17 protein-coding genes are annotated in these 25,943 nt (G+C 46.3%); 3 read left to right on the top strand and 14 right to left on the bottom strand.

Annotated features, from left to right (window positions below):
• The first annotated feature begins 133 nt into the window (after window positions 1-133).
• Window positions 134-1,282, top strand: a complete 1,149-nt coding sequence (locus OXH00_07200) for an ABC transporter substrate-binding protein (protein MCY3740788.1) — start codon at window positions 134-136, stop codon at window positions 1,280-1,282.
• A gap of 123 nt (window positions 1,283-1,405) precedes the next feature.
• Here the strand turns inward: OXH00_07200 and OXH00_07195 are convergent, their stop codons facing one another.
• From OXH00_07195 to OXH00_07145, 11 genes are all read right to left on the bottom strand, one after another.
• The gene (locus tag OXH00_07195; GenBank protein MCY3740787.1) at window positions 1,406-3,613 is read right to left on the bottom strand and encodes a sigma-70 family RNA polymerase sigma factor; all 2,208 of its coding nucleotides are present in this window, start codon (window positions 3,611-3,613) and stop codon (window positions 1,406-1,408) included.
• Between the two features lie 56 nt (window positions 3,614-3,669).
• Complete coding sequence (locus OXH00_07190; GenBank protein MCY3740786.1) at window positions 3,670-4,977, bottom strand: insulinase family protein; 1,308 nt, start codon at window positions 4,975-4,977, stop codon at window positions 3,670-3,672.
• 70 nt (window positions 4,978-5,047) lie between these two features.
• Window positions 5,048-5,680, bottom strand: coding sequence for a hypothetical protein (locus tag OXH00_07185; GenBank protein ID MCY3740785.1), 633 nt, complete (start codon window positions 5,678-5,680; stop codon window positions 5,048-5,050).
• 510 nt (window positions 5,681-6,190) lie between these two features.
• Window positions 6,191-6,442, bottom strand: coding sequence for a hypothetical protein (locus OXH00_07180; GenBank protein MCY3740784.1), 252 nt, complete (start codon window positions 6,440-6,442; stop codon window positions 6,191-6,193).
• Between the two features lie 585 nt (window positions 6,443-7,027).
• Window positions 7,028-9,280 carry a leucine-rich repeat domain-containing protein gene (locus tag OXH00_07175; GenBank protein MCY3740783.1) on the bottom strand — a complete coding sequence of 751 codons (2,253 nt, stop codon included), beginning with the start codon at window positions 9,278-9,280 and terminating at the stop codon, window positions 7,028-7,030.
• A 183-nt stretch (window positions 9,281-9,463) separates the two neighbouring features.
• The gene (locus tag OXH00_07170; GenBank protein MCY3740782.1) at window positions 9,464-11,569 is read right to left on the bottom strand and encodes a leucine-rich repeat domain-containing protein; all 2,106 of its coding nucleotides are present in this window, start codon (window positions 11,567-11,569) and stop codon (window positions 9,464-9,466) included.
• Between the two features lie 16 nt (window positions 11,570-11,585).
• A complete protein-coding gene (locus OXH00_07165; GenBank protein MCY3740781.1) occupies window positions 11,586-13,691 on the bottom strand; it encodes a leucine-rich repeat domain-containing protein in 2,106 nt (701 codons plus the stop codon).
• Window positions 13,692-13,917: 226 nt separating this feature from the next.
• Window positions 13,918-16,440, bottom strand: a complete 2,523-nt coding sequence (locus tag OXH00_07160; protein MCY3740780.1) for a sigma-70 family RNA polymerase sigma factor — start codon at window positions 16,438-16,440, stop codon at window positions 13,918-13,920.
• 490 nt (window positions 16,441-16,930) lie between these two features.
• Window positions 16,931-17,689, bottom strand: a complete 759-nt coding sequence (locus OXH00_07155; protein ID MCY3740779.1) for a TIM barrel protein — start codon at window positions 17,687-17,689, stop codon at window positions 16,931-16,933.
• A gap of 194 nt (window positions 17,690-17,883) precedes the next feature.
• Window positions 17,884-18,660: a sugar phosphate isomerase/epimerase gene (locus OXH00_07150; protein ID MCY3740778.1), complete on the bottom strand. Its 777-nt coding sequence runs from the start codon at window positions 18,658-18,660 to the stop codon at window positions 17,884-17,886.
• A 104-nt stretch (window positions 18,661-18,764) separates the two neighbouring features.
• The gene (locus OXH00_07145) at window positions 18,765-20,189 is read right to left on the bottom strand and encodes a hypothetical protein (protein ID MCY3740777.1); all 1,425 of its coding nucleotides are present in this window, start codon (window positions 20,187-20,189) and stop codon (window positions 18,765-18,767) included.
• A 465-nt stretch (window positions 20,190-20,654) separates the two neighbouring features.
• Between OXH00_07145 and OXH00_07140 the strand changes: the two genes are divergently transcribed.
• Complete coding sequence (locus OXH00_07140; GenBank protein ID MCY3740776.1) at window positions 20,655-21,677, top strand: hypothetical protein; 1,023 nt, start codon at window positions 20,655-20,657, stop codon at window positions 21,675-21,677.
• Between the two features lie 95 nt (window positions 21,678-21,772).
• The gene (locus OXH00_07135; protein ID MCY3740775.1) at window positions 21,773-22,576 is read left to right on the top strand and encodes a sugar phosphate isomerase/epimerase; all 804 of its coding nucleotides are present in this window, start codon (window positions 21,773-21,775) and stop codon (window positions 22,574-22,576) included.
• Between the two features lie 73 nt (window positions 22,577-22,649).
• On the opposite strand, the gene OXH00_07130 is transcribed toward OXH00_07135, so the two are convergent.
• From OXH00_07130 to OXH00_07120, 3 genes are all read right to left on the bottom strand, one after another.
• On the bottom strand, window positions 22,650-24,290 hold the full coding sequence (locus tag OXH00_07130; GenBank protein MCY3740774.1) for a thiamine pyrophosphate-binding protein: 1,641 nt from the start codon (window positions 24,288-24,290) through the stop codon (window positions 22,650-22,652).
• Window positions 24,291-24,362: 72 nt separating this feature from the next.
• Window positions 24,363-25,163, bottom strand: coding sequence for a PD-(D/E)XK nuclease family transposase (locus tag OXH00_07125; protein ID MCY3740773.1), 801 nt, complete (start codon window positions 25,161-25,163; stop codon window positions 24,363-24,365).
• A gap of 124 nt (window positions 25,164-25,287) precedes the next feature.
• Complete coding sequence (locus tag OXH00_07120) at window positions 25,288-25,800, bottom strand: hypothetical protein (protein ID MCY3740772.1); 513 nt, start codon at window positions 25,798-25,800, stop codon at window positions 25,288-25,290.
• Window positions 25,801-25,943 lie beyond the last annotated feature (143 nt).

The raw sequence follows: 25,943 nt of genomic DNA, 5'->3' as shown, positions 1-25,943 counted from the left end.
TTAAAATTGTCAAAACTATAGTACATATTAACGTGTGTTTGAAAAAGTTTAAGTTGTGTTTACATTATTTTAGTTACAGAATATTAGACTGTCCTGCGCTGAGTGCGTTGGTCTAAAAACATAGGAGTAATTTATGAATCCGAAAATTTTTAGGTTAACACTATACGTATTATTCGTTCTCTCAGTCGCTTACCTTGCTGCGGAGGAGAGCACGGAAGATGTTGGAATAACTGAAGAGCCGATGCCTATACTGAAAGTGGGTTTGATTCATCCGTTGCTAAATTATGCCACTTTTGGTGATGGTGCAAAACTTGCCTTAGCCGAAATCAACAAGGCGGGGGGTGTGCTTGGGAGGCAGGTAGAGCTTATCTATAAAGTAGAAACGGGAAGCATTGCTGATTCTGCGAGAGAATTAGCTGAGAAGGAAAATGTTGTCGCTATATTAGGTCCGATGTTTTCAAGTAGTGCTGTTAAAGTTGGACCGATCATCAATATCCCTGTCATTGTGGGGGCAACAGGTGCCGATGTGACGAATACTGGGAATGATCCGCGAGATTTTCTGTTTCTCGTGGCGAATTCAAATGCGTTACAAGCAAAAGTGATGGCAGGTTTTGTGGTGAACGACCTCGGCAAGAAAACTGCAGCGATGATTTGGCAGAACGGGGATGTCTACTCTAAAGGTTTCGTTAACGCATTTGATGCAAATTTCAAGGAACTTGGCGGTCGCATTGTTGCCAATCAAATCTATGAACAAGGCGATACAATGTTTGATGGACAACTTGGGATCATCAAAGAGGCAAGCCCTGATATTCTGCTGCTCGCAAGTTTTCCGCCAGAGAACCCCATCATAGTGAAGCAAGCACGGGAGATGGGCATTAAGTCCACCTTTATCGGCAGTGATGGTTGGGATGATGCGTTGATGTTAGACATTTTAGAAGATAACACGCCGCTCGAAAATTCCTACTATTGTAGTATCTCGGATGATCTTGCTGCAGATTTTATTGCTGCTTATGAAACAATGTTTAAAGATCGGCCTATTGGTATTGCGCCGTTAGGTTACGATGCGATGAAGTTATTGGCAATAGCGATTGAAAACGTGCAATCAACCGACCCTGTTATGATTCGGGACGCGGTTGCTGCTATCACTAACTACCAAGGTGCGACAGCTATTTCCGGCTTTGATGAGAACCGTCATCCTATCAAACCTGCTGCAGGTATCCGCGTGTTGAAAATTGTTGATGGTCAACCTGAGCAGCACACTATTGTGAAAGCAAGTCAGTGAGTGTAGTGGCATTTAGTTTTAGATAAATTATTGGATTTCATAGATGTTTGATTTTCCCCTTTCAGTCCCGGTAGGGTTAGGAAGCCGTGAAGAAATTCGCAGAAATCCCCTGGCAAAAACACCCTACTGGGTCTGGGGATTAACGCCTGGTTGTGGCGTGAGAAGTAACGTCATCCGATGATCTTCAGTTAGATATCGGTTAACGACGCTGGCAACATCAGCCGCGGCAACATCGGTGAATGCACTCGCAAGCTGCGGTAAGGTATTACCATACTGGTATTCTATTGTCCCCCAACTCACACCGAGCTGGAGGAGCATCAGATTCTCTGGCAGATTCTCGGGTTTATGTTGCATGAGCGTTTTCATATCTGGCGGTATGCTGAGTTCTGTGGAAAGAGACTGCGCAATCATAGGAACCTGTGCATTGTTTTGGGCTTGCTTTAAGGGGTTCATCAACTCTCGAATTCGCTGTTTTACCCTTTCTATATCTGCATTCGGCTTGAGCGAAGCACTGCCATATAGGTATACCTGTTCAGGCGTGACGAGATCAACGCCACAATGAATGTAACCTGTCAATTCCTTCAATTGGGCATCCTGTGTACAAGCTAACCGCCAAAGCAGACTCGCGATATAGAGTGCTGGATAGTCTCCGTTTTCAGGGCGAGGAATCGGGTAGGCTTCCATATAATGCGTTACATTGACATCCCAAGTGGCGTTTTGATCTTTCGCTATCTTTTGAGGGGCTGTCGGTCGCGGAAGCGTTTTCTCGGTTAAGCTAATAGTTCCGAGTTGTTTCTCCATAGTTTCTTTCAGTGTTTCAGGATTAACGCCGCCAATGACACACAAAAGGACGCGATCTGCTTGGACCAGATGTTGATCGCGATATTCTTCGAGTTCACTGAGTTGCGCCGATTGAATGTCCTCGCGCATTGCTATATCGGTTTCACCGTGCCGGAAGACTTGGTTCCACGCACTTTTTGCCAACTTATGCGTTACTAAGTTGGCTTCGATATAGTCAATCTGGGACAAAACGTTCGGACGTGCCTCAGCGAGACTTTCTGCCGAAAAAGGTAGACCGGCGAGCCATTTCGCGTGTAACGCTAAACCTTGCGTCCATGTATCCGTATTACCGATGAAATCCATGCGCATATTGTCAACCATTGTTTCACCGTTATTTGTTTTGTAGTCAATAGGACCTGCAGTTCGGAGTGTCAGGTAATTAACGAGATGGCTCCACTGTGCCTTTGCTTTCCCGTCAGTGACAAGTCCAAGGGGTAAATAACTGAAGATACCGACATCCGTGGAATTTTCGACATGGAGATTGACAATCCGGATACCGTTGCTTAGCGTAAAGCGTGTCACTTTAGGGACAACATTAGAAGTAAAAAGATTCGGGAAATCCTCTGATGCAGTAGGGACGATGACCTCCTCAGAGACCTGTGAACCGACACTACTGTTTTTGCCGGGGATAGCAGCCTGCCCGATTTGATTTCGCATATCCGGTTTTGCATCAGTTTCAAGAACGACAACTGCCTCAATAATTTCAATAGTGGGTTCCGACTGTGCCTCGAAACTATACGGTCTCTGAAATCTGGCGAGATATTGATGACTCACACCGAGCAGCAATATAACCAAAACCGTCGCTGTACCAAGAGCCATCCATGGCAACAACGGTTTTCCTGTTGGCGGTGATACGGGTCTTATGTCAGCAACTTGCCGCATGATGTTCTCAAGGAGGTTACCAGACAATTGCCAACCGGCAAGCGTTTCGTTAATCAAGCGTTCATCTGATGTTTGTAAACGCTCCCGCGCCCGCTGAAGCCGACTCGTAATGGTGTTCACCGATACACCCAGGAACTTGCCAATTTCCTTCGTGGTCATCTCGCCGAGATAGTAGAGCGTCACCACCGTGCGTTCACTCTCTGGTAATTTTTCCAGAAGTTGCTTGACGATTTCATGACGATGCTGAGTTGCTTCTGTCTCGCGCTGTTCCAATATATAACGCTCATAGGTTAACTTATCTATAGCTTTCACAGACGCGTCCCCCAGCGATTGCATCGCAGGTTTCTTCTTTCGGAGCCAATCGGTGCATAGATTATTTGTAATGACATACAGCCACCCCGCAAACTGATTGCGATTCTTGAGTGTCGGGAGTTTCTCATAGGCTTGAAGGAAGGTGTCTTGCATAATTTCCTCAGCATAATGAAAATCACCGATCTTCCGCCACGCCAAGGCGTGAACACTCTTTTGGTATCTTTGAACCAAGGTGCTAAACGCCTCATCGTCGCCAGATAGGATGTTGTGAATCAACTGAACGTCGTTTTTATCCATCAGGGCTCTCCATAATGCATCAACACAAACAACAGCATTGCTGCTAATGTCTTATATCACTCCGATGCCCGCGGTGTGAGAACTAACGTCATCCGCGCATCTTCGGTGAGATACCGATTAACAACATCGGCGACATCATCCGCTGAGACATTGGCAAGCGCGTTCGCAAACGTAGGTAAGGCATCACCATGTTGGTATTCAAGCAAACCCCACTGTAAACCCAGGTTCCCAAGCATCATAGTTTCTGTCATACCTGCAGGTTTGTGCTGCTGCATTACCATCTCTATATCCATGGGTGCACTGAATTGCTGGGAGAGTGCTGGAGCCATCATTGCAACCTGCCAATTGTTCTCTGGCTGTTTTAACGGGTTTATCAGCTGCCCAATCCGCTGCTGAACCTTTTCTATATCTGAATCCGGTTTGAGTGCCGCTGTGACGAACAAATATGTCTGTTCGGGCGTGATGAGATCTACACCGCAGAAGATACTACCCGTCAGCTGCTTTAGCTCCGAATCCATCATGAGTGATTGATTCAAAAGCACATTCGCTACAAAAAACGCAGGGTAGTGTTCATGTGTTGCGTTCGGAATTGCATAAGTTTCCATATAATGCGTTACGTTCACGTCCCAAGTAGCACGCCGATTGTTTTCCGCTGCTGGTGTTGTTGCACTCGGAAGCGTGTTAGCAGTTAATTTAATTTGCCCGAGTTGTTCTTCCATTGCTGTTTGCAATGTTTCGGATGCAATCCCACCGATGACACATAAAAGCACGCGATCTGCGTGGACCAAGTGGCGGTTTCTGTATGCTTGTAGCTCATTCAACTCGGCGGATTCAATCGCACCGCGCATCGCTATATCGGTTTCGCCATGCCGAAAAACTTGGTTCCACGCTGCCATAGCGAAGAGCCCGGTATGCAGATTATTGGTAACAAAGTCGAGTTCACTTAAGGCTCTGGGTAATTCTTCAACTAAATCCGTTTCTGAAAGTGGAGAATTGGACAGCCATTTGGTTTGCAATTCTAAACCTTGCTCCCAATTGTCCGTTGTGCCCATAAAGTCCAGATGCATTCCATGGTACGTTGTTTGCCCATTACGTTCCATATAATTGCTAATGGGTCCCGTGGTGCGTAATACCAGATGCTCAATGAGATGGCTCCACTGTGTTTTTGCCTTACCATCAGCAACAAGTCCGAGGGGCAAATAACTGAAAATTCCGACATCCGTGGAATCCTCAACGTAGAGATTGACGACCTTAATGCCGTTACTTAAGGTAAAGCGTGTCACCTCAGGCGGCGCAGCGAAAGCGAGAGAAAAATTACCAAGGACAAATAATACCACGATGGCGTGTTTAATTCTGCTGATCATCTTTAATTACCTCCAAGTGTTAGGTCTTCAAAAACCTTGAACGGTTGTTCCGCATGTCAGTTTAAGGCGGTTATGCATACACCTTCTTAAACTTTCGGAGACAGCGAGTAAACAGTGCAACAGCCTCTATATCTTGACGTTCCGGTGAAAACTGATAAACACCGTTGCCTTTTCTGTCATAGGAAAGCGTGTATACGCCGTTTGCATGCCGACCGATCGCTATAATCCCAAAAGCAGTGCCACCAACCCGGGGCGTTACCCCGGTTGAACCTGTAGAAATGGCGATAAGTCCAGCAGCGGAGGCATTTCCAAAAGCAAAAACGCCCGCGGATGTTACACCGATCGAGATGATTCCGCAAGATGAACTGCCAATAGCTATGCAACCAAAGGAAATAGCACCAATCGAAACAAGTCCAAAAGAGATCGCTCCAAAGGAGATCGCTCCAAAAGAGATTGATCCAAAAGAGATAAGACCAGATGCTACTGCCCCAAAAGTTATGTCACCCAAGATAGGTACCCATGAATGCCAGGCATTTAGAAATGGTGTAATTTCTATTTTGGAAAATTCCAAACATTTCACTATGCCGTACGCCAAGAAAGGCAGGAAAGCCACAATCAATAAAACTGCTTCCGATATATGCCACTTTCGGACATACGCGTCAAACGTTTTTTGAAAAGTTTCCGAGTTAAAAGTTTTTGACATCTTTTTCTCCTCTGCATACAACCGTAATGTTAAGCCTTTAAAACCTTAAACGAAAATCAGTAAACAAAGCGATTGTTTTATCGCTTGATTTCTAAAGACGTAATTTTGATGCGGAAAACGTGCATAATCTGAAAAAAATGAAAATTATTTATGGTTGTCTCTCTTCGGAAAGATTGATGCTTGTCGTAATCATGAAGTATAACACATTTTATAGTAAAGTTTAGAATTAACAGGACACTCCACACCGGTTCGGTTAGGAAACCGCGAAGAAACACCCTATCAAAAACCCTACCGGGGGGAGGTAAAGTGTCTCTTTATTTTTAGGTTTTACTATAAACTGTAACCAACACACATGATTGTCCGCGTTCTCAAATCTTTCCACCCAAACCCGCTGCCTTCCTACCTTCAAAACCACAATTTTGCAATGATCACAGGGCAGTACAGCTGTGAGGTATCCAGCAATAAATCCGATTAGAGAAACAATAATGAGAATGGTTAGAGTTGTTTTCTTCATCCTAAAAGTCTTCCGAGCATGTGTCCGAACAGAAATGATCCGCTACCGACTATCAGCGACCCTACGACAATCATACCGATCTTGGACTCCATAATCATGAGTACCAATATGCCGACAGCAACTAAACCACCACTAACAGCTTCGACAGGTCCTGAAGCAAATCTAAACACACACATATTGAAAAATATAAAGACCCCAAGCAGAAGTTTGGATCGTTTGGTGATGAGGGCGTTTGTTTTCAGAAACATATTTATAATAACCTCTATGAAATGGCACAGGAAACCAACAGTTTTCTATGGGACAAGTGTAAACTTATTTTCGGATTTTGCTATAAACGAAAATCAGTAAACAAAACGATTGTTTTATCGCTTGATTTCTAAAGACGTAATTTGGGTAGGGAAAACGTGCATAATCTGAAAAAAAATGAAAATTTCTATTTTTTAACGGTTATCCGGAAGGAAGGTTAGGTTTCAGGACGTGATAAACCGTCAATTATGTAAAGTCCGGAAGTGTTAGCACACAACGCTACAGACGTTCTTATTTGCATCCGATTAAATGTTGCGTAATGAGAATGAGATGAGAACGAGGTGAGGACGAAATGAGGGCAAGCACGAAAATATTGATGATGGGAAAGATTGAGGATGAAATTTGCTTGCAATGAAGGGTTTTCAGACAATGAAACACCCTCAGTTAATTGGCTTGGGTTCCTTAAAGATGTGCCCTATCGTTGATTTTGTAGCATCATTTGTGAGATTGTGCGTCTTATGGCACAGGAGACTAACGGTCTCCTATGCTACATAATGCCTCTGTCAAACAATTAGCACAAGCGGTTTTCAAAACGCATTCGCGACAATCACCAAATCCTGTATATTCACAACACCATCACCATTCAGATCCGGTTCCGCTTCCCCAAGGGCATTCGCGACAATAACTAAGTCTTGTATATTCACAATACCATCACGATTGACATCCACCGTAGGAAGGAGTTCCGCCTTCAAATAAATCTCACCATCCAAATCTGCCAAAGTATGCCGACGTTGATGCTCCACACCGCTTGACCAGCTGGAAACCGCCTGTGGAAGTTCTATCTCCTGTTCCTTACCAGACCGATTATACACCGCCCAGCCGTTAGTGAACTCGCGAATGAACAACCCCTCGCGATCCTCATAAAGCTGCGCTTTGGTTTCGTCGCCACCGATCGGACGACCCAAAGGCGCATCCCAGAAATCATACCAAAGACTCCTACCATCCGGAGTACCCGAACTCACGTTGACATACCCATCTGAATGCGTGAGGCTGAGCGTTGTAAACTGACGCACCGTGCGTTGGCTTGTTGGAGGTTTATGGTCAACGGCCCCCCACAAGAGTGTAAAGGCGGGTTCTCGCAAGTTCGATTCATACCACTTTATAATGTTCTCAAAATGATACAAAGCTTTATGTGTGTAGATTGATTTTGGAGCACCAGCTTCTATAAAAACACCATTGATATACGGCGCAGACTGTGGAAGTTCTGCCTTTGAATTGACCATAATCAAAAAATCATCTGAGACAGCCTCACGGATCCCTTGAAGTATTTGGAGCCTTGCATTCAGTTCATCTTCTTTCGTTACGAGATGGCTGAGTTCGCCACGAAAATCGCCCTCCAACTCCTTCCAGCGATCCAGCCAGATACCATCATAGAGTCCACACTTTGCAATCGCAACAGTTTGTTGAATTATTATTTCGATAACATCGGGATGTGTAAAATTGAGAAGGGGTTCCCAATATTCGTTACCGAGACGATCTACTTTCCATAAACGACGCGCTATCGAACCGTCAGGATTTCGGAACCAATAAGGCGAGTCTTCAGGAAGGTTGAAGAAACGCCCATCGAAATATGGAATCTCAACAATAAATATCATATTCGGATTTTCACGGATCGCCTCCCTATGGACGTGTGAGAGATGTGCTATCGTTTCATGCGATCCAGTCCGTACCGCACCACCAAATGGAGAATTAAAGGTACGTGGATGAACAAGTGGATGGAACGGCTCGAACATGAAAGAGAAATCGTAGTGGACCAACTGATTGAATGGATCCGGATCTTCTTCATAGTTGCTCCTTTTATGTGTCAGAAAAACAGACGGATAGTCGCGATTGTTAAGTCGTTCCGCCACAGGGACTGTATAGGAAGGTCTTGGGTGTTCACAGATAAAATTTTCTTCTGCTGCCTGAAGATGCGATGCGTCTATACCTATAAATTGGTTCCCTAATGGAATCGGATTCGGATAGATAACAAAGGTTTTTAAATTCGTTAGACTCACAAGGGGCGTGAAATCTGAGATGGCGTTATTCTCTAAAATAAGTTCCTGTAGCCCTACCAATCCCGCAAGGGGTGAAACATCTGAAATCTGCTCGCCCTGTAGACTTAATACTCTGAGGTTTTGTAAGTTTGCCAGCGGTGTCAAATCCGAGATCAAACTACTCCCTAAACGAAGTTCCTGTAGCCCTATCAATCCCACAAGCGGTGTCAAATCTGAAATCTGATTGTCATGTAATTTCAAGCATTGTAGGTTTACCAATCCAGAAAGGGGTGAAATATCCACAACTTCATTGCTTTTCATTCGTAAGTCTCGTAGCCCTATCAATCCTGCGAGCGGTGAAATGTCTACAATTTGATTGTTGTGCAATTGCAAGCGTTGTAGGTTCACCAACCCAGAAAGGGGTGAAATATCCGTGATGCGATTATAATTCAACCTTAAGGCCTGTAGATTCTCAAGTCCTGCAAGGGGTGCTAAATCTGAGACTTCACTTCTGTCGATAATCAAGTCCCTAAGGTTCACGGCATGTTCGAGCCCTTTCAAACGCTGAATATTGTGTTCTGTTATTAGATGTAGATGGGATAATTCCGCTATATCTGCGGGATGTATCGGTATACCATCAGGGATTTCGAGTGCTTCACGGATGGCATGTTGTAGGTGGGGATCCGGCATCCAATCTTCGGCATCTTCCGCATAGGTAAAAGCATTATAGACGAGTATGCCCACAACGGACGCGAGGCACAACTGAAACCATAATGATGGACGATATATTTTTCTCATTGTCATAAGATAATGTAATCTCCTTTTTCAAACAGGACTTACGCAGAGATGCGATAAATCGCATCACTACAAACAGATGAACCTTAGAAATATGTGTGTTTCTCAAAGGCGATCCGGTTCGTAGTGGCGCAATTCTGCGGCGTACTCGCCCAAATGCGAAGTGCATTATTGCGCCTTGCGTAAGTCCTATCAAAATGCATTTGCGACAATCACTAAATCCTGGATATTGACAATGCCATCACCATTCAGATCGGGTTCCGTTTCCCCCAACGCATTCGCCACAATCACCAGATCTTGTATATTCACAACGCCATCATTATTGACATCCACAGTAAGAGGCGTTCCTACTTTCAAATAAATCTCGCCGTCCAAATCCGCCAACGTATGCCGACGTTTATCTTTTACACCACTCGACCAGCCGGAAACCGCCTGCGGAAGTTCTATCTCTTGTGCTGCACCACTCCGATTATAGACCGCCCAGCCGTTAGTGAACTCTCGGATAAACAACCCCTCGCGATTCTCATAAAGCTGCGCTTTCGTTTCATCACCACCGACCGGACGGCCCAAGTCCGCATCCCAGAAGTCATAATAGTAGGTTACAAGGGGATGAGGTTCCGCACTCAGGGACACATATCCATTTGAATGTGTCAGGCTCAACGTTGTAAAGAGGCGCATTACGCGTTGGCTTCTTGGAGGTTTATGCGCCGCTTGACCCCATAAGAGTGTAAAAGCGGGTTCTCTCAAGTTCGATTCATACCACTCTATAAGATTCTCAAAACGATACAAATCTTTATATGTGTAGATTGGATTTGGCTCGTGCGCTTCTATAAAAACACCATTGATATACGGCGCAAAATGCGGAAATTCTCGCCTTGAATTGATTATAATCAAAAAATCTTCTCGGACATTTGCCCGGATGCCTTGAAGTATTTGGAGCCTTGCATTCCGTTCAGCTTCTGGTGAGACGAGATGACTCAGTTCACCACCAAAATCAGGGTGCCAACGATCCAGCCAGATACCATCGTACAGTCCGCACTTTGCAATTGCAATTGTTCGCTGAATTATTATTTCGATAACATCGGGATGTGTGAAATTGACAAGGCGTTCTCCATCCAGGTTCCCGGACTCATCTATGTACCATTCACGAACGGCTATCGAACCGTCGGGATTTCGGAACCAATACGGTGAATCGTCAGGAAGATTTAAAAAACGACCATCGAAATATGCGATCTCAACAATGAATATCATATTCGGATTTTCACGAATCGCATCCCTATGAATTTCTGGGAGTTTTGCCATAGCACCAAGGTCCCCACCCCGGACCGCACCACCAAATGGAGAATTAAAGGTATGTAGATTAGTCAGTGGATGGAACGGTTCAGACCTGAAAGAGAAATCGTAGCGGATGAACTGATCGAATGTACTTGGATATTGTTCAGGGTCGCCCGCTCTCTTATGCGACAGGAAAGCAGAGGGGTAGTTGCGAGTGTTTATACGTTCTGTCACGGGAGTTGTATAGGAAGGTACTGGAATCTCACAAATAGCACCAGCGACCGCTGCTTTCAGATGTGGAACTTCTACCGTGACTTGGTTTCCTAATGGAATAGGATTGCCAAATATCAAAAGGATTTCCAAATTCGTTAGAGGCACGAGGGGTGTCAAATCCGAGATAAGATTATGCTCTAAATTCAGGTGTCGTAGCCCTATCAATCCTGCGAGCGGAGAAACATCCACAACTTGATTGTGTCCCACTTCCAATTCTTGTAGGTTTACCAACCCCGCGAGCGGTGAAATATCTGAAATCTGATTGCCGTGTATTTTCAAGTGTCGTAGGTTTACCAACCCAGAAAGGGGTGTAATATCTGAAATCTGATTGTTTTGTAATCCCAAGTGTTGTAGGTTCACCAACCCAGAAAGGGGTGTAATATCCGTGATGCGATTATTATACAACTTCAAGACCTGTAAATTCTCAAGTCCTGCAAGCGGTGTTAACTCTGAGACTTCACACCTACTGATATGCAAGAATTCAAGATTGATGGCATATTCGAGTCCTTTTAAACTCTGAATATCGCGTTCTGCCAGCAGAACTGTTAATGCTGCCATATCTGCGGGATGTATCGGTATACCATCAGGGATTCGGAGTTTCTCACGGACAGCCTCGCGGAGCGCAGGATCCGGCATCCAGTCCTCAGCATCTTCTGTATGGACGGAAGCATTATAGAAAAGTATGCCCACAACGGACGCGAGGAACAACTGAAACCACAATGATTTACACATTTTTTCTTTTATTGTCATACGTTAATGTCCTTTCTTAAAACGCATTTGCGACAATCACCAAATCCTGGATATTGACAATGCCATCACCATTCAGATCCGGTTCCGTTTCCCCCAACGCATTCGCCACAATCACCAGATCTTGTATATTCACAACGCCATCATTATTGACATCCACAGTAAGAGGCGTTCCTACTTTCAAATAAATCTCGCCGTCCAAATCCGCCAACGTATGCCGACGTTTATCTTTTACACCACTCGACCAGCCGGAAACCGCCTGCGGAAGTTCTATCTCTTGTGCTGCACCACTCCGATTATAGACCGCCCAGCCGTTAGTGAACTCTCGGATAAACAACCCCTCGCGATTCTCATAAAGCTGCGCTTTCGTTTCATCACCACCGACCGGGCGACCCAAGTCCGCATCCCAGAAGTCATAGTGGTAGTGGGTGTTTTGGTGATTGTGACGTATGCCCTGTGCATGAAGATCCGCATGACCTGGCCAAAATTCAAAAGGGTGGGGGGGATGGCCAGGGTTGGCACCCATCGTAAATACGACATAGCCGTCAGAATGTGTCAGACTCATTGTCGTCCACAGACGCATCCATTGTAGATTTCTCGGAGAATCCAGCAGTTCGTTGCGAACACCCCTGCCTGCCAAACAGTTGATTTGAGGTTCTCGAAGGTTTTCTTCAGCCCACGACAGCGTGTTCTCGATGTGAAAGAGTCCTGCGTGCGTATAACCGCCCTCATAATTTTCACTCGTTTCCATGAAAAAACCATTGATATATTCCGCATGATGCCGCGTCGGTATAATATCGTTCCCCGTCGTTACCAGTATCAAGAAATCATCATCGACGGCATCACGAATGCCTTGTATCATGCGATCCTTTGCGGCAACGTGTTCTTCTCGGGGCATATCTCCATGTCCAGACGATGCCCATTTATCTATGGCTATTCCGTCAAAAATCCCACATCTCGAAAGCTCACGTGCCTCCTCTATAACCCGTTTTTGAACATCAGGATGCCTGAAGTCCAGGAGAGCAACAGTCCCCCATCTGCGATCTATTATTCTATTTCCAGATTTATCTCTGAACCAATACGGCGAATCCTCTGGATACTTGTCTACGCCTGCACCATGAAAGCCTATACTTGCAAGGAAAAGTATATTTGGACGCCGTTTGCGTATTCCTTCGGCTTCCCCACTCTTCTCACGGATCCTGAGAACCAGGCCGTCTGGACCTTGAAAAAATTCCGCTCCGAACAACCCGCAGGAATATAGATCGTATGCTATGCTCTCCAACCAAGAAAGTTCTGGACGGTTGATAATATACGCACATGTTACTTGAAAAATAGACGGATACGTCCTGTTTTCAATACGAGGACGTATCGGTTCTCTCTCTATATCGCAAACAATACGGTCTATTGGATTCAGTCTCTGAAGTGTTTCAAAGTCTATAGGTATCCCGCCGATCTCTATTGTTACTTCGGCGACTTCGACAAGCCCGTAAATGGGTGTAAAATCGGTAATCGGATTTCCTCCGAGGATCAACACCTCAAGGTTCACTAACCCTTGAAGCGGTGTGATATCTGAAATCTGATTGCCCTGTAATTCCAAGTATCGTAGGTTCACCAACCCAGAAAGGGGTGTAATATCCACAACTTCATTGCTTTTCATTCGTAAGTCTCGTAGCCCTATCAATCCTGCGAGCGGTGAAATGTCTACAATTTGATTGTTGTGCAATTGCAAGCGTTGTAGGTTCACCAACCCAGAAAGGGGTGAAATATCCGTGATGCGATTATAATTCAACCTTAAGGCCTGTAGATTCTCAAGTCCTGCAAGGGGTGCTAAATCTGAGACTTCACTTCTGTCGATAATCAAGTCCCTAAGGTTCACGGCATGTTCGAGCCCTTTCAAACGCTGAATATTGTGTTCTGTTATTAGATGTAGATGGGATAATTCCGCTATATCTGCGGGATGTATCGGTATTGTGTCGGGAATTCCTAAATTTTTACGGACCGCCCGCTCTAAGTAGGGATCCGGCATCCAGTCTTCTTCGTCTTGGGCGTGTGTGATGTCTCCGAGTGTGGTAATCAGTAGCAGTCCGGTCAATATAATTGTAAATAAAAATCCATTAATTTTCATAAGGCGTATTCTCCTCCTATGTAGGGATTCGTTTGTCTCTCTGGGGTTAGAAACTATTTGCGATGGCGACCAAATCTAATCCAACTTGATACTTACAAAATTTTAGGTATGCAGACCTGTGTTTTTCATGAAGAAGTTCATAATGCGTACGCTACAAAGGTGGCAACTTGCGTTAAATCTAAGATATTCACTGTGCCATCTCATTGACATCTACGGGCGGTGAGACCTACTTCAGGTAAATCTCACCATCTAAATCAGGGAGTGGGTGTGATGTGCTGGTGATACCACTCGCGACACCGGTGGTTTGCATTGGCAACTGGATCTGCTGTGCTTTCCCACTGCGGTTATAGACCGCCCAACCGTTGGCAAACTCGCGGATGAATAAACCCTCGCGACCGCGGTAGAGCTGCCCTTTTTCACCTACTGGCTGGCCGAGATCGGTGTCCCAGAAATCATACCAGTAGTGCTGATGCGTATGATCGTGTAGTTTTCCTTGTGCGTGTTCGTCGGAATGTCCTTCCCAAATGGGATGATGATGTGTGTGGGTTAACGATGAAATCCCCGTCACATACGAAACATAACCGTCAGAATGCGTTAAACTCAAGGTTGTAAAAACCCGCATCCATTGCTGGTTACGCGGTGAATCTAAGGGTTCCTCAGCGAGCCCCCAACCCTCTAAGGAATTAATCTGTGGAGATCGAAGATTTTTCTCTGACCATAGCAAAGCACTTTCAATCTCTTGAAGTTCAGTATGGGTGTAACCCTGTGGGTGGTATCGTCTCGTTTCCATGAATGTGCCATTGACATAGGGTGCTAAGTGTGGAATTTTAGAGCGAAGTCCGTTGACGATAATGAGAAAATCATCTCCAACCACTTCACGAATTTTCTGCAGTATAGCAACTTTCGCATCAACCCTATCGCCTTGCCACCAATTTAAAAAGATACCATCATAGATACCACATTTGGCAACTTCAATAGCCTGCTGAACGAATGTATCTTGTGTACCATAGTGATAAATTCCGACGAGAAAAATTATATTTGGATTCTCTTTGAGCATCGTATCTCGCTGTTGCTTTGCTGTCCGAAAATTCCCAGAGATTTTCATTTTTGTAGGAGTCCACCGCCAATGAAGTCCGAACATAGGGTTAGAGAAATACAGGTCGTGATAGACTAATCTTTCGTCCCATGAGAGCGTCGGTAGATTGATGATGTTATGCCAAGCTGCGAAAACGGATGGATACTGGCGAGCCATGATCCGGTCACGGTTCGGCATCTCTGGGATATTAAAGGTAGGGTCATACAGAAATTCTGTCAAATTGGATGTCGGGACAGATGAAATATCGATGCCCCAATTGTCGTTAATCCTAAGGATCTGAAGTTTTGTTAATCCGGCGAGCGGTGAAAAATATTCGATGCGATTGTAGTCGAGTCGTAAATCTCTTAGGTTCACAAGCCTCTCAAGGGGTGAGATGTCAACGATCCTGTTATTTGATAGATGCAAAATCTCTAAACCTACTAATCCCGCAAGGGGTGAAACGTCTACGAGTCTGTTGAGATAGAGTTTCAGTGTCCGAAGATTGTGTAGGTTTGCGAGTGGTGTGATATCCGAGATTTTGTTGGGCGCAAGATGTAGAAATTTAAGATTGACAGCGTGTTCTAAACCCATAATACTTTCTATACCGCCATCCATACTGAGTAACCGCTCAAGTTGCTGGAGATGTTCTATCTCGAGCGGAATATCGCCAAGTTTGAGTTCAGATTGAATAGCCCGACGTAGATTTTCATCTGGCATCCATGCCTCAATATTTTCTCGCTGCATCGGTAACTCGGTTGTTGAGACAGTTTCAGATCCATGTAAGTCTGCACCAGTTCTTTGATTTAAGGCAGTATCCTGTCCAACTTGGCTTCGCAGTGCGGGTTTCGCGTCAGTCTCAAGAACGACGGGTGCGTCAATGATGGCAATGGTCGGTTCAGATGCCGCCTCGAAACTATAGGGTCTCTGAAAACGGGTGAGGTATTGATTGCTCGCGCCAAAGAGTAAGGCGAGCAGAAGGAAAGCGGTACCGAAAGCGATCCAGGGAATAACGGGCTTTGGCGTTGTTTGCGGCGCGAGTTTTATGTCAGCGACCCGCTGCATAATGTTTTGACCTACACTCGTTGGTATCTGCACACCGCTGAGAACTTCTTGAACAAGGAGGGCTTCTTCCTCTTGTAACCGCTTTCGTGCCCGATACAGCCGGTTATGAATTGCGTTTGCAGAGACACCCAAGAACTTGCTAATTTCTTTCACCGTCATCTCGCCGAGATAATGGAGGATCATGACTGTCCGTTCACTCTCCGGGAGTTTTTCGAGAAGTTTTTTGACGATAGCACGGCGACGCTCGGTGATTTCTGTATGCCGTTGTTCCGATACGTGATGGGTATAAGAGGATTTTTCAACTTCTTCCACAGGTGTGTCCTCCAACGATTGTATCGTAAGATTTTTCTGCCGCATCCGATCAAAACAAAGCCGATTTGTGATGACATACAGCCACCCAGCAAATTTATAAGGGTCCTTGAGGGTCGGGAGTTTTTTGTATACTTGAAGGAATGTGTCCTGTGTAATCTCCTCAGCATCGTGAAAATCGCCGATCTTCCGCCACGCCAAGGCGTGCACGCTCTTCTGGTGCCTTTGGACCAAGACATCAAACGCTGCTTCATCGCCTGATAATATTCTTTGAATCAGTTGAACATCATTTTCTTTTTCCACGAGGTGTCCTTCCAATAAACAGTTGGGGCGTGTCCGTATCCGCCGAAGGGGCTTAATCAGATGCCGAATCTTGTAAAACTACGTAGGGCGATACGGTTCATATCTTCTATTATTAAAGACGAAGCTTTGGGCGGAAAACTCACATCATTTGAAAAAAAATAACAAAAAATCAGGATTTTTAGCAGTTGTTCTGCGAGTATCGGTTCTAAACGCAGGATAAACCCCGATTGCGGAGGGAAAACACACAATGAGTGTCCCTGCAAGACGTTTGGACACTTTTGAAAGGATTTTTTTGTGAGACGGGAGTAATTATAGGAATATACTAAAGAAATTTGGAGAAAACAAACAGCATGTTGGCATTGGGTTTTGAGAAACCACAAGTATGACCACACATAACGCACAACGTGAAAAGCAAAGTTCCCAACATTTTGCCCGTTTTCATCCATCGTTTTCATGTAACGTGTGGAATAGGATAGTGAAGCGTCTTCAATTAAAAGTAGGTTTCTAACTTCGCGCGAGCGTTCAAGACACCTTCAACAATCGGTTGTGGTGTCTCCGCGTTCAATCCTAAATAGATCAGCATGATTTCTTCGGTGTAGCCGACCCGGTCTATTTCCTGACAGATAGCAGGAAAATCCATCTCCGGTGCCCAGAACGGTTCGCTGCCTGTTTGCGAATCGACACCGCAGTTGAAATAGACGCTAACCAGTCGTTCTGACAACGTACGTAAGGCAATAACAGGATCGTCTCCGGCGCGCTGGAAGTGATACGGGCTGTAGTAAAAGCCAAAATTTTCGGAAGGGATCGCGTTGAGTATCTGCTGCGTGCGTTCAAGGTTATAGGCGAGACTTCCCTCGTGCGCATAGAGGACAAGGGTCAAATTGCGGGTTTCCGCTTCCGCAGTGACCGTTTTGAGATGATCAATAATCGTGTCAATCTCACGAGTGGTGGCATCTTCATTGCCACCACTCGCGATGCTGACGATTGGAACGGAAAGCCTTTGGGCAGTGTCGAGAATTGAGATTAACGCTTCAAGACCATCTGGCGCGTCAACCCGGACCGTGCTCAGCATGGATTTGAAATTGAGCCCAGTCTCTTCTCGAAGTGTGTCAATAGTTTCGGCTTCCACATCCGAAAAATGGGGTTGCGCGAGTTCAATAGCGGATACACCGCCTTCGGATAACTCGGTCACAAATGCCGTCAAAGGAAAAGCGGAAAATGGAAGGGTACTTGCACAATAGGTTCTCATAATTTTTACCCCTATAAGTGTCAATTTTAGACAGGAATAACCGCCGCGCCACTAGGCCCGGTAGGTTCGGTTTCCCAACCGAACCGGATTTTACACGAAAACCTTGAAGACTTCAAAACCCTTTTCAACGGCGTTCAACCCAACCTACTGCCACAAGGCTCTCTTGCTGACCGCTGACTGCTGATGGCTGACCGCTATTTACCCATTTCCTTGAGTGCAGTTAGACAACGTTCGACAGCCTCAAGTGGCGGGTAGGCATCGCTTTCATATTCAACGATGTACCATTCCGTGCCACCAGTTGTTTCGCAGATTCGGAAGATCTCGTCCCACTGCACACTGTCTTCACCGATAATAGGGCGGAAACCGGCGTGTCTGTCCGTTTCACCTATTGATTCGTCATACGGCTTGAGATGGACTGTGCCAGCGCGTCCCGGGTATCTCTCCAGAATACCGACGAGATCGGCGCCACCAGACAACGCGTTGCCCATATCCAGCTGCATCACAACGCCGTCATTCGTATTCCCGAAGAAGGTATCCCACGGTTGCTCACCATCGAGCGGCGTAAATTCGACGTGATGGTTATGGTAACCTGTCACCATATCGTGTTCGGCGAGTTTATCGGCGATTTCATTGAACGTATCGGCTAACTTCAACCAATCTGCCCGCGATTGACGCAGTTCGCCCGGTATCCCCGGAACGATAATATAACGGTTCTCCAAAACTTTATTGAATTCAATCGTTTCGGCGAGGGTGTCTTCTTGGACGAGGTTGAACGGTGTATGCCACCCACAGCAGACCAAGCCGAACTCGTCAAGATAGCCTTTCAATTCTTCAGCAGGGTGTTGCGGGGGACCGGCGAATTCAACGCCTTCGTAACCCATCTCTGCGACCGCTTTTATCGTGCCGCGGGCATCCTCCGCCAACTCATTTCGGACAGAAAACAGTTCTAAACCAATCGGTACTCTTGCCATGATTTTCCTTTCATGTGCTTTCGCAGAAGCGTAATGCGTTCCGCTAATAAAATTTGTTGTTAACTTATAAAAAAGGCAGGACAACCCTTGCCATTTCAGAACGCCTATCGTGCAGTATAATTGGGTGCGAGTGGACAGGTTCGGTGGCGTGATAAGAGTGCCACTCGTGCCAAACCGTGAATTAGGAACGCTGCGCCCATTTGTGATTCATACCAATTTATCCCCGATGCACCGTAGGGCAGCGTTTCTGGGAAATAGACCTCTAATACTGTCTCGGCAAGTTCAATGCCGCCATCCAACCACACCGATTCACCGGTGATGTCGTAGAGATCGGCGAACAATTCAAGCGTAAGACCGGCATCCGATGCTGGAATCTTGAACGCTTCCGTCTGAACGCGATCGACCGGAAATTTCTCATCAAGATAGGTGTTACCCACCGCGAGCGCGTATTCCATCAAGCGTTCATTCTGCGTCAACCGCCATCCACCGAGGCATAACACCCCAGTACTGCACGAAGTTCCGGCACCGTAGACACTTCCCCATGCGGACATACGTTCAACAATCCGATCCGTCTCGCACTCGCATAAACTGATAAATTCACGCGTTTCGAGGTTATGCGGTGCAGCGAGAAATCCGTCAATGTAAACCGAGCCGTATTGCCGCATCTGGTCTGCCAATTCAGGGAGAAGCGATGCTATCAACGTTGCAGATTCAAGCAGACTGATCCCCAATGAAAACGTTTGCGTGGGGGCGTTCATCTCAAAAAACCGTTCTGCCTCTTTGGGTGAACGACTCTCGATACGCAAAAGTCCACGCGTATCCCGTTTTTCCCACCAGTAGTTGGTATAATTCTGGATCTGTTGAAGGGTTTCAGGACGTTGTTCTTGCGTATATGCGAACGCCAAATCGAGGATGTAAAAACCTGAATGCCGTGGAAAATCACAGGCGCGACCCCCGCGAACGAGGTGTGCTTTTGTGTCGATATTCGCATGACGGATATATTCAAGTCCATCGCCCTCCGTCCAGTGATAATCCAGCCCATCGGCGAAACTTTGCACACAAGCGGGGTTAAAGGTATTCAGTTTTTGCCAGAGCCACAGCGGAACCTGACGCAGATGGTCGTGAATAGCGGCACCCCCTGCCGGATTCCGCGAACATCCGACCCGTTCTTCAATCAGCTGCCAAAACGAATGCTCGCCCCAAGGGAACAGGCCCGTCGCCGTCCGCGTGCAATGCTGGGCAAAGTGCGCCAAGTAGCGATCTACTGCTTCGGCGTATTCCGGTTTCGATTCAGTTTCAGCAAGCGCGTTCATTGTGGCGAGCAACGGTTCATCGTGAATAAGATTACAACCGAGGTGTGCGCGATCACCATCCCTTTGCCCCGGAATCTTGGGCGGTTTCTCTGTTAGCATCTCGCCCGTTTTCGGATGTAGAATGGATGGGAACAGCCCTTTGTATGGCTTACTACTTTCGATCATCAGATCAATAGCATTGCATATTTTAGTGATAATCAATGCCGCGTTTACCACAAATAGCACCTCCGCACTGCTGAATGAAAATATGCTATCATAAACAGCTTAAAAGGTCAAGTATGATGGAGTAGTTTTCCAGGATCATTCAATTTTAAGAAATTATTGGATTGGACGTCTTTTTTTGCAGGATCCGGTGCGAAACGCTGCGACGGGCTGCGACAGGCTGCGAAAATTTCAGCGGTTTTTTAAAAAAACATAACATATATTAAGTGTTAACACCTGCGAAAATACAACACCAAAAACGGACAATTGAATGACCCTGAGTCGTTTTCAGGTTACCTTGCAGTGAGAGTCGTCAGAATCAGGATTTCAGGATTAGAGCGGTGTCTTCTACTGCTACGAAGCACGTTTTTGAGCAATTTGCTTGCCACCTCATCTTTTCTGTTGTATAATCGCGATATAGTTCAGGACTTACGCGACCTTGGCAGTAGAGTCTAAAAATTGACCGTAGGGGAAACAGATATGAGATTTTTGTCGGTTTTTTCTCTAATCCTCTTGATGTTGATGTGTGTGGGCGTGTGTCAGGTTTTTGCGAAAGCCCCGACAACGCCGAAAATCCTGTTTACGTCCACACGGGACGGCAATCACGAGGTGTACATGATGAATCCCGATGGCTCCGAACAGGTGAACTTAACACAGCATCCCGCCCGTGATGTTAGTGCCGTATGGTCCCCTACGGGTGAGCAGATTCTGTTCTCCTCGGAGCGTGGCGGTGTGTGGGACCTGTATCTGATGGATCCGGATGGCACGAATGTCCGACGCGTCTTTAAAAAAAAAATAAAGGCGGAGAGAATAAACGCGACGTGGTCTTTCGATGGTAAACAGTTTGCTTACAATTACCGGGACCGGGACCGTCGAAAGTCCGGTCTCTATCTTGGGACGTTTGGTGAAGAGGATGTTGAACCCTTGCCGTATGGGAATTCCCCTGCGTGGTCTCCAGATGGTTCAGAGATTGCCTGCTCTGTCTCTCACGCGCTGGGAGCTCGACTGACCTTTATCAACGTCCGCACACGAGACCGAGAACAACCGCTCCCCGATAAAGTACTACCATGGCAACGCCTTCCGTCTTGGTCTGCTGCAGGCGATAGACTTGCGATTTCTGGGAACAAACATCCGATCCCTGCCATTTTGGATAGGGACCTGCACGAGGCATGGCGGGACAAAACAACAGTCTATATTGTCAATCGCGATGGCACGGGGCTGCGGCAACTTGTTGAGGAAGCCGGGCCCAATATAAGTGTTGCTGAGTTATCGCCGGATGGTTCGCAAGTGCTTTATGCACAGGAAATTAACGGGAATGAGCAACTCTTCAAGTTGGATATAAATAGCGGGGTTCGGACGCAGTTGACGCATATTGGAGCGCCTTTTCATCAAGCGAATTTTCAGGGAGATTGGTTTGATCCGGCGTATGCGTTGCCGGTATCGCCACAACCGCATTTGCTCACGACAACATGGGGCGAAATGAAAAGAGAGGAGTCTCGATAGAAAAAGCAGTTTTTCTTTCTCATTAGGACTTATACAGCCACCATTATCTACGAAAATTCGAGATTTAGACAATTTTTGCGCATTAGGAGAGATTTATGCACGTTGGACTCATGGAAGGAACGATTCGCCGAGAAACACTCACCGAGAATCTTGATGCCGTTGTGGAACACGGTGTCCATCATCTACAGTATCATGTGCCAGCATCGGGACCCTCGGTCGCCGATATCCGCGAAGAGATGGACGCTCGACAGATTACAATTTCCGCACTTTCAGGCACTTATAACATGATTGATCCAGATGTTGAGAAACGCCACGCCGGGTTGCGGATGTTGCGTTCTGTCGCAGAGAAATGCGCGCCGATGCAGACATCGGTCATTACGCTCTGCACCGGTTCTCGTGACCCGCAGAGCATGTGGCGCGCACATCCTGATAATAACACGCCAGAAGCGTGGCGCGATCTCGTTGAATCTATGCAACAGGCGTTAGCAGTAGCGGAGGAATACGACGTAGTGCTTGCGCTTGAACCTGAAGTGGCAAACGTGATTGACTCTGCACAAAAAGCGCGTCGTTTGCTTGACGAGATGCAATCCCCTTACTTGAAGGTGTGTATGGACGGCGCGAATATCTTCCACAAAGGTGAGCTCCCAAAGATGCGTGAAATCCTTGATGAAGCGTTCGCACTCCTCGGCGGAGACATCGCGCTTGCACACGCCAAAGACTTGGATCGGGACGGTCAGGCGGGACACCTCGCCGCGGGGACAGGGCTGCTGGACTACGATCAATATCTCGGTTTGCTAAAGGAGAACGGTTATGATGGCGCAGTCGTACTGCATGGACTGTCGGAAGCGCAAGTGCCTTTTTGTACGAACTTCTTGCGTGAGAAAATCGCTGCGCTGTAGAAGTGTATACGGCACACGGCGCGTGCCTATTACTATGTTACGGCACGTCGGCGCGTGCCTACTACTATTAATTTCAAACTGTGCCGGACATCCGTTCCGCTAACCGAGCAAGTGCAGGCGACGTATCCAACTTTTCGAGTTCTGCCTCGATCAGTGTAAAGTGTTGCGTCTCAGCGAGTGCGGTTTTGATGGCAGCTTCAAACTCACCTTCCGTTCGGACATGAATGCCGCGCCCTGCACTAAAGAGTGCAGGTATGCTGCTATAGTTCCAACACCCGATATCGTTAAACGGTCCTTCAAGCAGATGCCGTTCCGTGCCATATCCGTGGTTGTTTAAAAGAAGGATAATTGGATTAAGCCCGTAACGCAGGGTTGTTGAGAGTTCGGTGCCGGTCATCTGGAAAGCACCATCGCCGACGATAACAAGGGGACGTGTATTCGGCATACTGAGTTGCGCGCCGATCGATGCTGGTACGGCAAATCCCATTGAGGTATAGTAGGCAGGACTGATAAAATCCGTGTTTTGAGACATTCGCAATTCCACAGCCCCGAAGAGACTATCGCCAACATCCGCAATAACGACCAATCCCTCGCTAATAAATTCGTTGAGGTGTCGGAACAGACGGCGAACCGTTAGACGTGCGTCAGGCTCGACAACAAACGGCTTTGAATCTCGGTGTGCCCATTCCAAATTCGGTTTCCGCCGCTTTCGGAGTTTCGGCGAATGGATGCCGTCAATAAAATCATCAAACATCACCTCTTCATAAGAGTGATAGCGAACTGTGATTTTTTCCGACGTAGCATAAATCGAGCGCGCCCGGTCCAGGTTGGCAGTGTAAATCCCAAGATTCACGTCTGTCATGAACGCACCGAGGATGATAACACAATCCGAATCTTCAACAAATTGTCTAACTTCTTCCCGCCCCATCGCACCTTCATAGATACCTAAGTAAAGCGGATGTGATTCCGGCATCACCGATTTTCCGAGGAGCGTTGCCACCACAGGAATACGTTTCTCTTCTACAAAGCGGATCAATTTGTTTTGATAGCCGAATCTGTGTACCTCTACGCCCGCGAGCACCACCGGTTTTTTACTCTGATTAATGAAATCAATAGCCTCCTCAACAGCGGCATCTAATGTGTCCGGGTCACTGAGATGTCCACCCGTTGAGGGACGTTGGTAGAGCGTGCCGCGGACATCCACCATATCGCGCGGGAGTTCCAAGTAACCAGGGCGTTTATAGCGATACACTGCATCCAGCACCCGATCAATTTCGTTGAAAGCCGTAAAAGGTTCATCCAGCAGTGCAGTCGCGACGGTAATCTCGTCATAGATATGTTGCTGTGTATGGAAGTCCCTGACTTTATGGTGTAGGAGTGCATCCTTCCCGCGTTCTCTGATACCCGGCGCACCGCTAATAACGACGACAGGTGATTTTTCGGCGTAAGCACCCGCGACAGCATTCACCGTTGATAACCCACCGACACAATAGGTGACACAGACTGCGCCCATGCCTTTTGTGCGTGCGTAGGCATCGGCGGCATATCCTGCTGCGTCCTCACGGGTCATACCGATATGCCGAATTGAACTTTTTTCTATGAGGTCATAGAACCGCAGCACATAGTCGCCGGGGATACCGAAAATGTGTTCAATATCGTAACTTTCGAGTTTTCTGATTAAGTATTCGCCGATGGTTGGAGGTCTGTTAAACATGAGGTCACCTCGTTGTGTATATTTGTTTTTACCACTTCATGGTGTTGCACCGTTATTAACACGCCTCGGCGTTTAGGATTGCCTCAGTTTTTCGATTTCTGCTGCTGTGAGACCCGTTGTTCGTGTAATAACTTCGGTGCTTATGCCTTCACGGATCAGTGAACGGGTAATCGCTTCCTTTTCTTTCTGCCTTCCTCGATTATGTTCATCTATTAGCGTGTCTTCCCAAGACTCTTCATCTTTGAGTACCCTGCGCTCCGCTGGCGAGATGTTATCAAGTTTAACCGCATCAATCACCCTCTCGAAAATTGGGGAGTTGTAGTGGCTCTCGTCTATCTCGCCATCCAGGGAATCCAAAACGAGTTCCAACCACACTTTGATGCCAGACGGGGTCTTATCGTTGACCATACGCGGTACCACAAACACAAGTTGATGCGGATAGACATTGACTTTACGGTTAAATTCGTTGACAGGATTGAAATCTGTGATAGCAACACTAAAGTCTATTTCGTTCTCGCTGTAAGGACTCGTTAGGACAACAATTGTGTAAACTGTCCGGTCAAACTGATACGCCTTGCTGTTCTTCACCTGTTCGACGAGGTTGATGAGATGATAATATAGGAAACGATCATAGAAGTGGCCTTCTTTGACGTGTTGTATCTCAACCACAATACGAGATTCCGGATCCTCAGCAAACAAATCGTATTCAATATCAACCTGCCCAATGGGTTCAAGGAATTTGTAGCCGCGATGTACCTCATCGGTATGGAATTTGATACCTAAGACATCCTCAGCAAATTGACAGAAGATCTCGGGTTGACCGAACGCTTTCTTAAAAGCGGTGTCGTATCGTAAGGGAACAACTTGAGCCATTTTGGACTCCCTTCGTTTGCGATATAAGAGACATCAAATCAATTAGATTAATTTTCTTAGTAAAACACGTGGCGATAGTAGAAGTATCCCTAGGAAAAGAGGTTTGTACCATTACGCTTTACCGTTAATACCCAATCAGAATAATACCTTTCAAAGGCAGCACCAATCGGCTGCTGATGTATAACGTTTCCAAAAAGGTATAAACTTTCTGAAAATCGTCGCCACCCCTATAATCATTTCTAACAGCCAAGATTAGGAATTCAACGCCATGCATCATTGATGCCTGAAAAATGTCTTTAAGAAATGCATAATTAGCAGTTGCTCTGCCCGCTTCAACTTCAATAACTATTTTCCCATCATTGCTTACACCATCGGCGTTGAAAGACTGGTCAATGGTATTATTCAAGCCGAAAAGAACGGGCACAGGAATTTTTTGTCCTTTTGTTTTTCCGGTTTCTACTGTGAATCCGATCTGTTCAAGATGAGACCTCAATATGTCCAAAACTTCGTCACTTTTCAGTTTGTTTTCAGGAGACCTTATCTGATCGTACGTCTGTTCAAAACATTCAATAACGTGTTGAATTTGCTCGGTTATGCCTTGGGATCTGGGAAACAGTTGGTATCTTAGCATATCCATGAGTGCCTTTTAAGTAAAGAGCAAGTTGAAAGCAGAGCCATTCGGTTCTCAGTTTTTTACTCCAATTTTGGACCCCCCGGGCCCGGTAGGTGCGGTTTCCTAACCGCACCGGATCCTGAAAAAAGGACGAGAAATTCTATAAT

The organism is Candidatus Poribacteria bacterium, assembly GCA_026706025.1.
Taxonomy (GTDB): domain Bacteria; phylum Poribacteria; class WGA-4E; order WGA-4E; family WGA-3G; genus WGA-3G.
This window is presented reverse-complemented; position numbering and strand designations above follow the sequence as displayed.

Bases quoted from the DNA above. Each gene is read 5' to 3' on its own strand.
- OXH00_07185 (MCY3740785.1), bottom strand. From the start codon at position 5,680: ATGTCAAAAACTTTTAACTCGGAAACTTTTCAAAAAACGTTTGACGCG.
- OXH00_07120 (MCY3740772.1), bottom strand. From the start codon at position 25,800: ATGGATATGCTAAGATACCAACTGTTTCCCAGATCCCAAGGCATAACC.
- OXH00_07190 (MCY3740786.1), bottom strand. From the start codon at position 4,977: ATGATCAGCAGAATTAAACACGCCATCGTGGTATTATTTGTCCTTGGT.
- OXH00_07135 (MCY3740775.1), top strand. From the start codon at position 21,773: ATGCACGTTGGACTCATGGAAGGAACGATTCGCCGAGAAACACTCACC.
- OXH00_07165 (MCY3740781.1), bottom strand. From the start codon at position 13,691: ATGAAAATTAATGGATTTTTATTTACAATTATATTGACCGGACTGCTA.
- OXH00_07130 (MCY3740774.1), bottom strand. From the start codon at position 24,290: ATGTTTAACAGACCTCCAACCATCGGCGAATACTTAATCAGAAAACTC.
- OXH00_07140 (MCY3740776.1), top strand. From the start codon at position 20,655: ATGAGATTTTTGTCGGTTTTTTCTCTAATCCTCTTGATGTTGATGTGT.
- OXH00_07180 (MCY3740784.1), bottom strand. From the start codon at position 6,442: ATGTTTCTGAAAACAAACGCCCTCATCACCAAACGATCCAAACTTCTG.
- OXH00_07175 (MCY3740783.1), bottom strand. From the start codon at position 9,280: ATGACAATGAGAAAAATATATCGTCCATCATTATGGTTTCAGTTGTGC.
- OXH00_07155 (MCY3740779.1), bottom strand. From the start codon at position 17,689: ATGAGAACCTATTGTGCAAGTACCCTTCCATTTTCCGCTTTTCCTTTG.
- OXH00_07195 (MCY3740787.1), bottom strand. From the start codon at position 3,613: ATGGATAAAAACGACGTTCAGTTGATTCACAACATCCTATCTGGCGAC.
- OXH00_07125 (MCY3740773.1), bottom strand. From the start codon at position 25,163: ATGGCTCAAGTTGTTCCCTTACGATACGACACCGCTTTTAAGAAAGCG.
- OXH00_07200 (MCY3740788.1), top strand. From the start codon at position 134: ATGAATCCGAAAATTTTTAGGTTAACACTATACGTATTATTCGTTCTC.
- OXH00_07150 (MCY3740778.1), bottom strand. From the start codon at position 18,660: ATGGCAAGAGTACCGATTGGTTTAGAACTGTTTTCTGTCCGAAATGAG.
- OXH00_07170 (MCY3740782.1), bottom strand. From the start codon at position 11,569: ATGACAATAAAAGAAAAAATGTGTAAATCATTGTGGTTTCAGTTGTTC.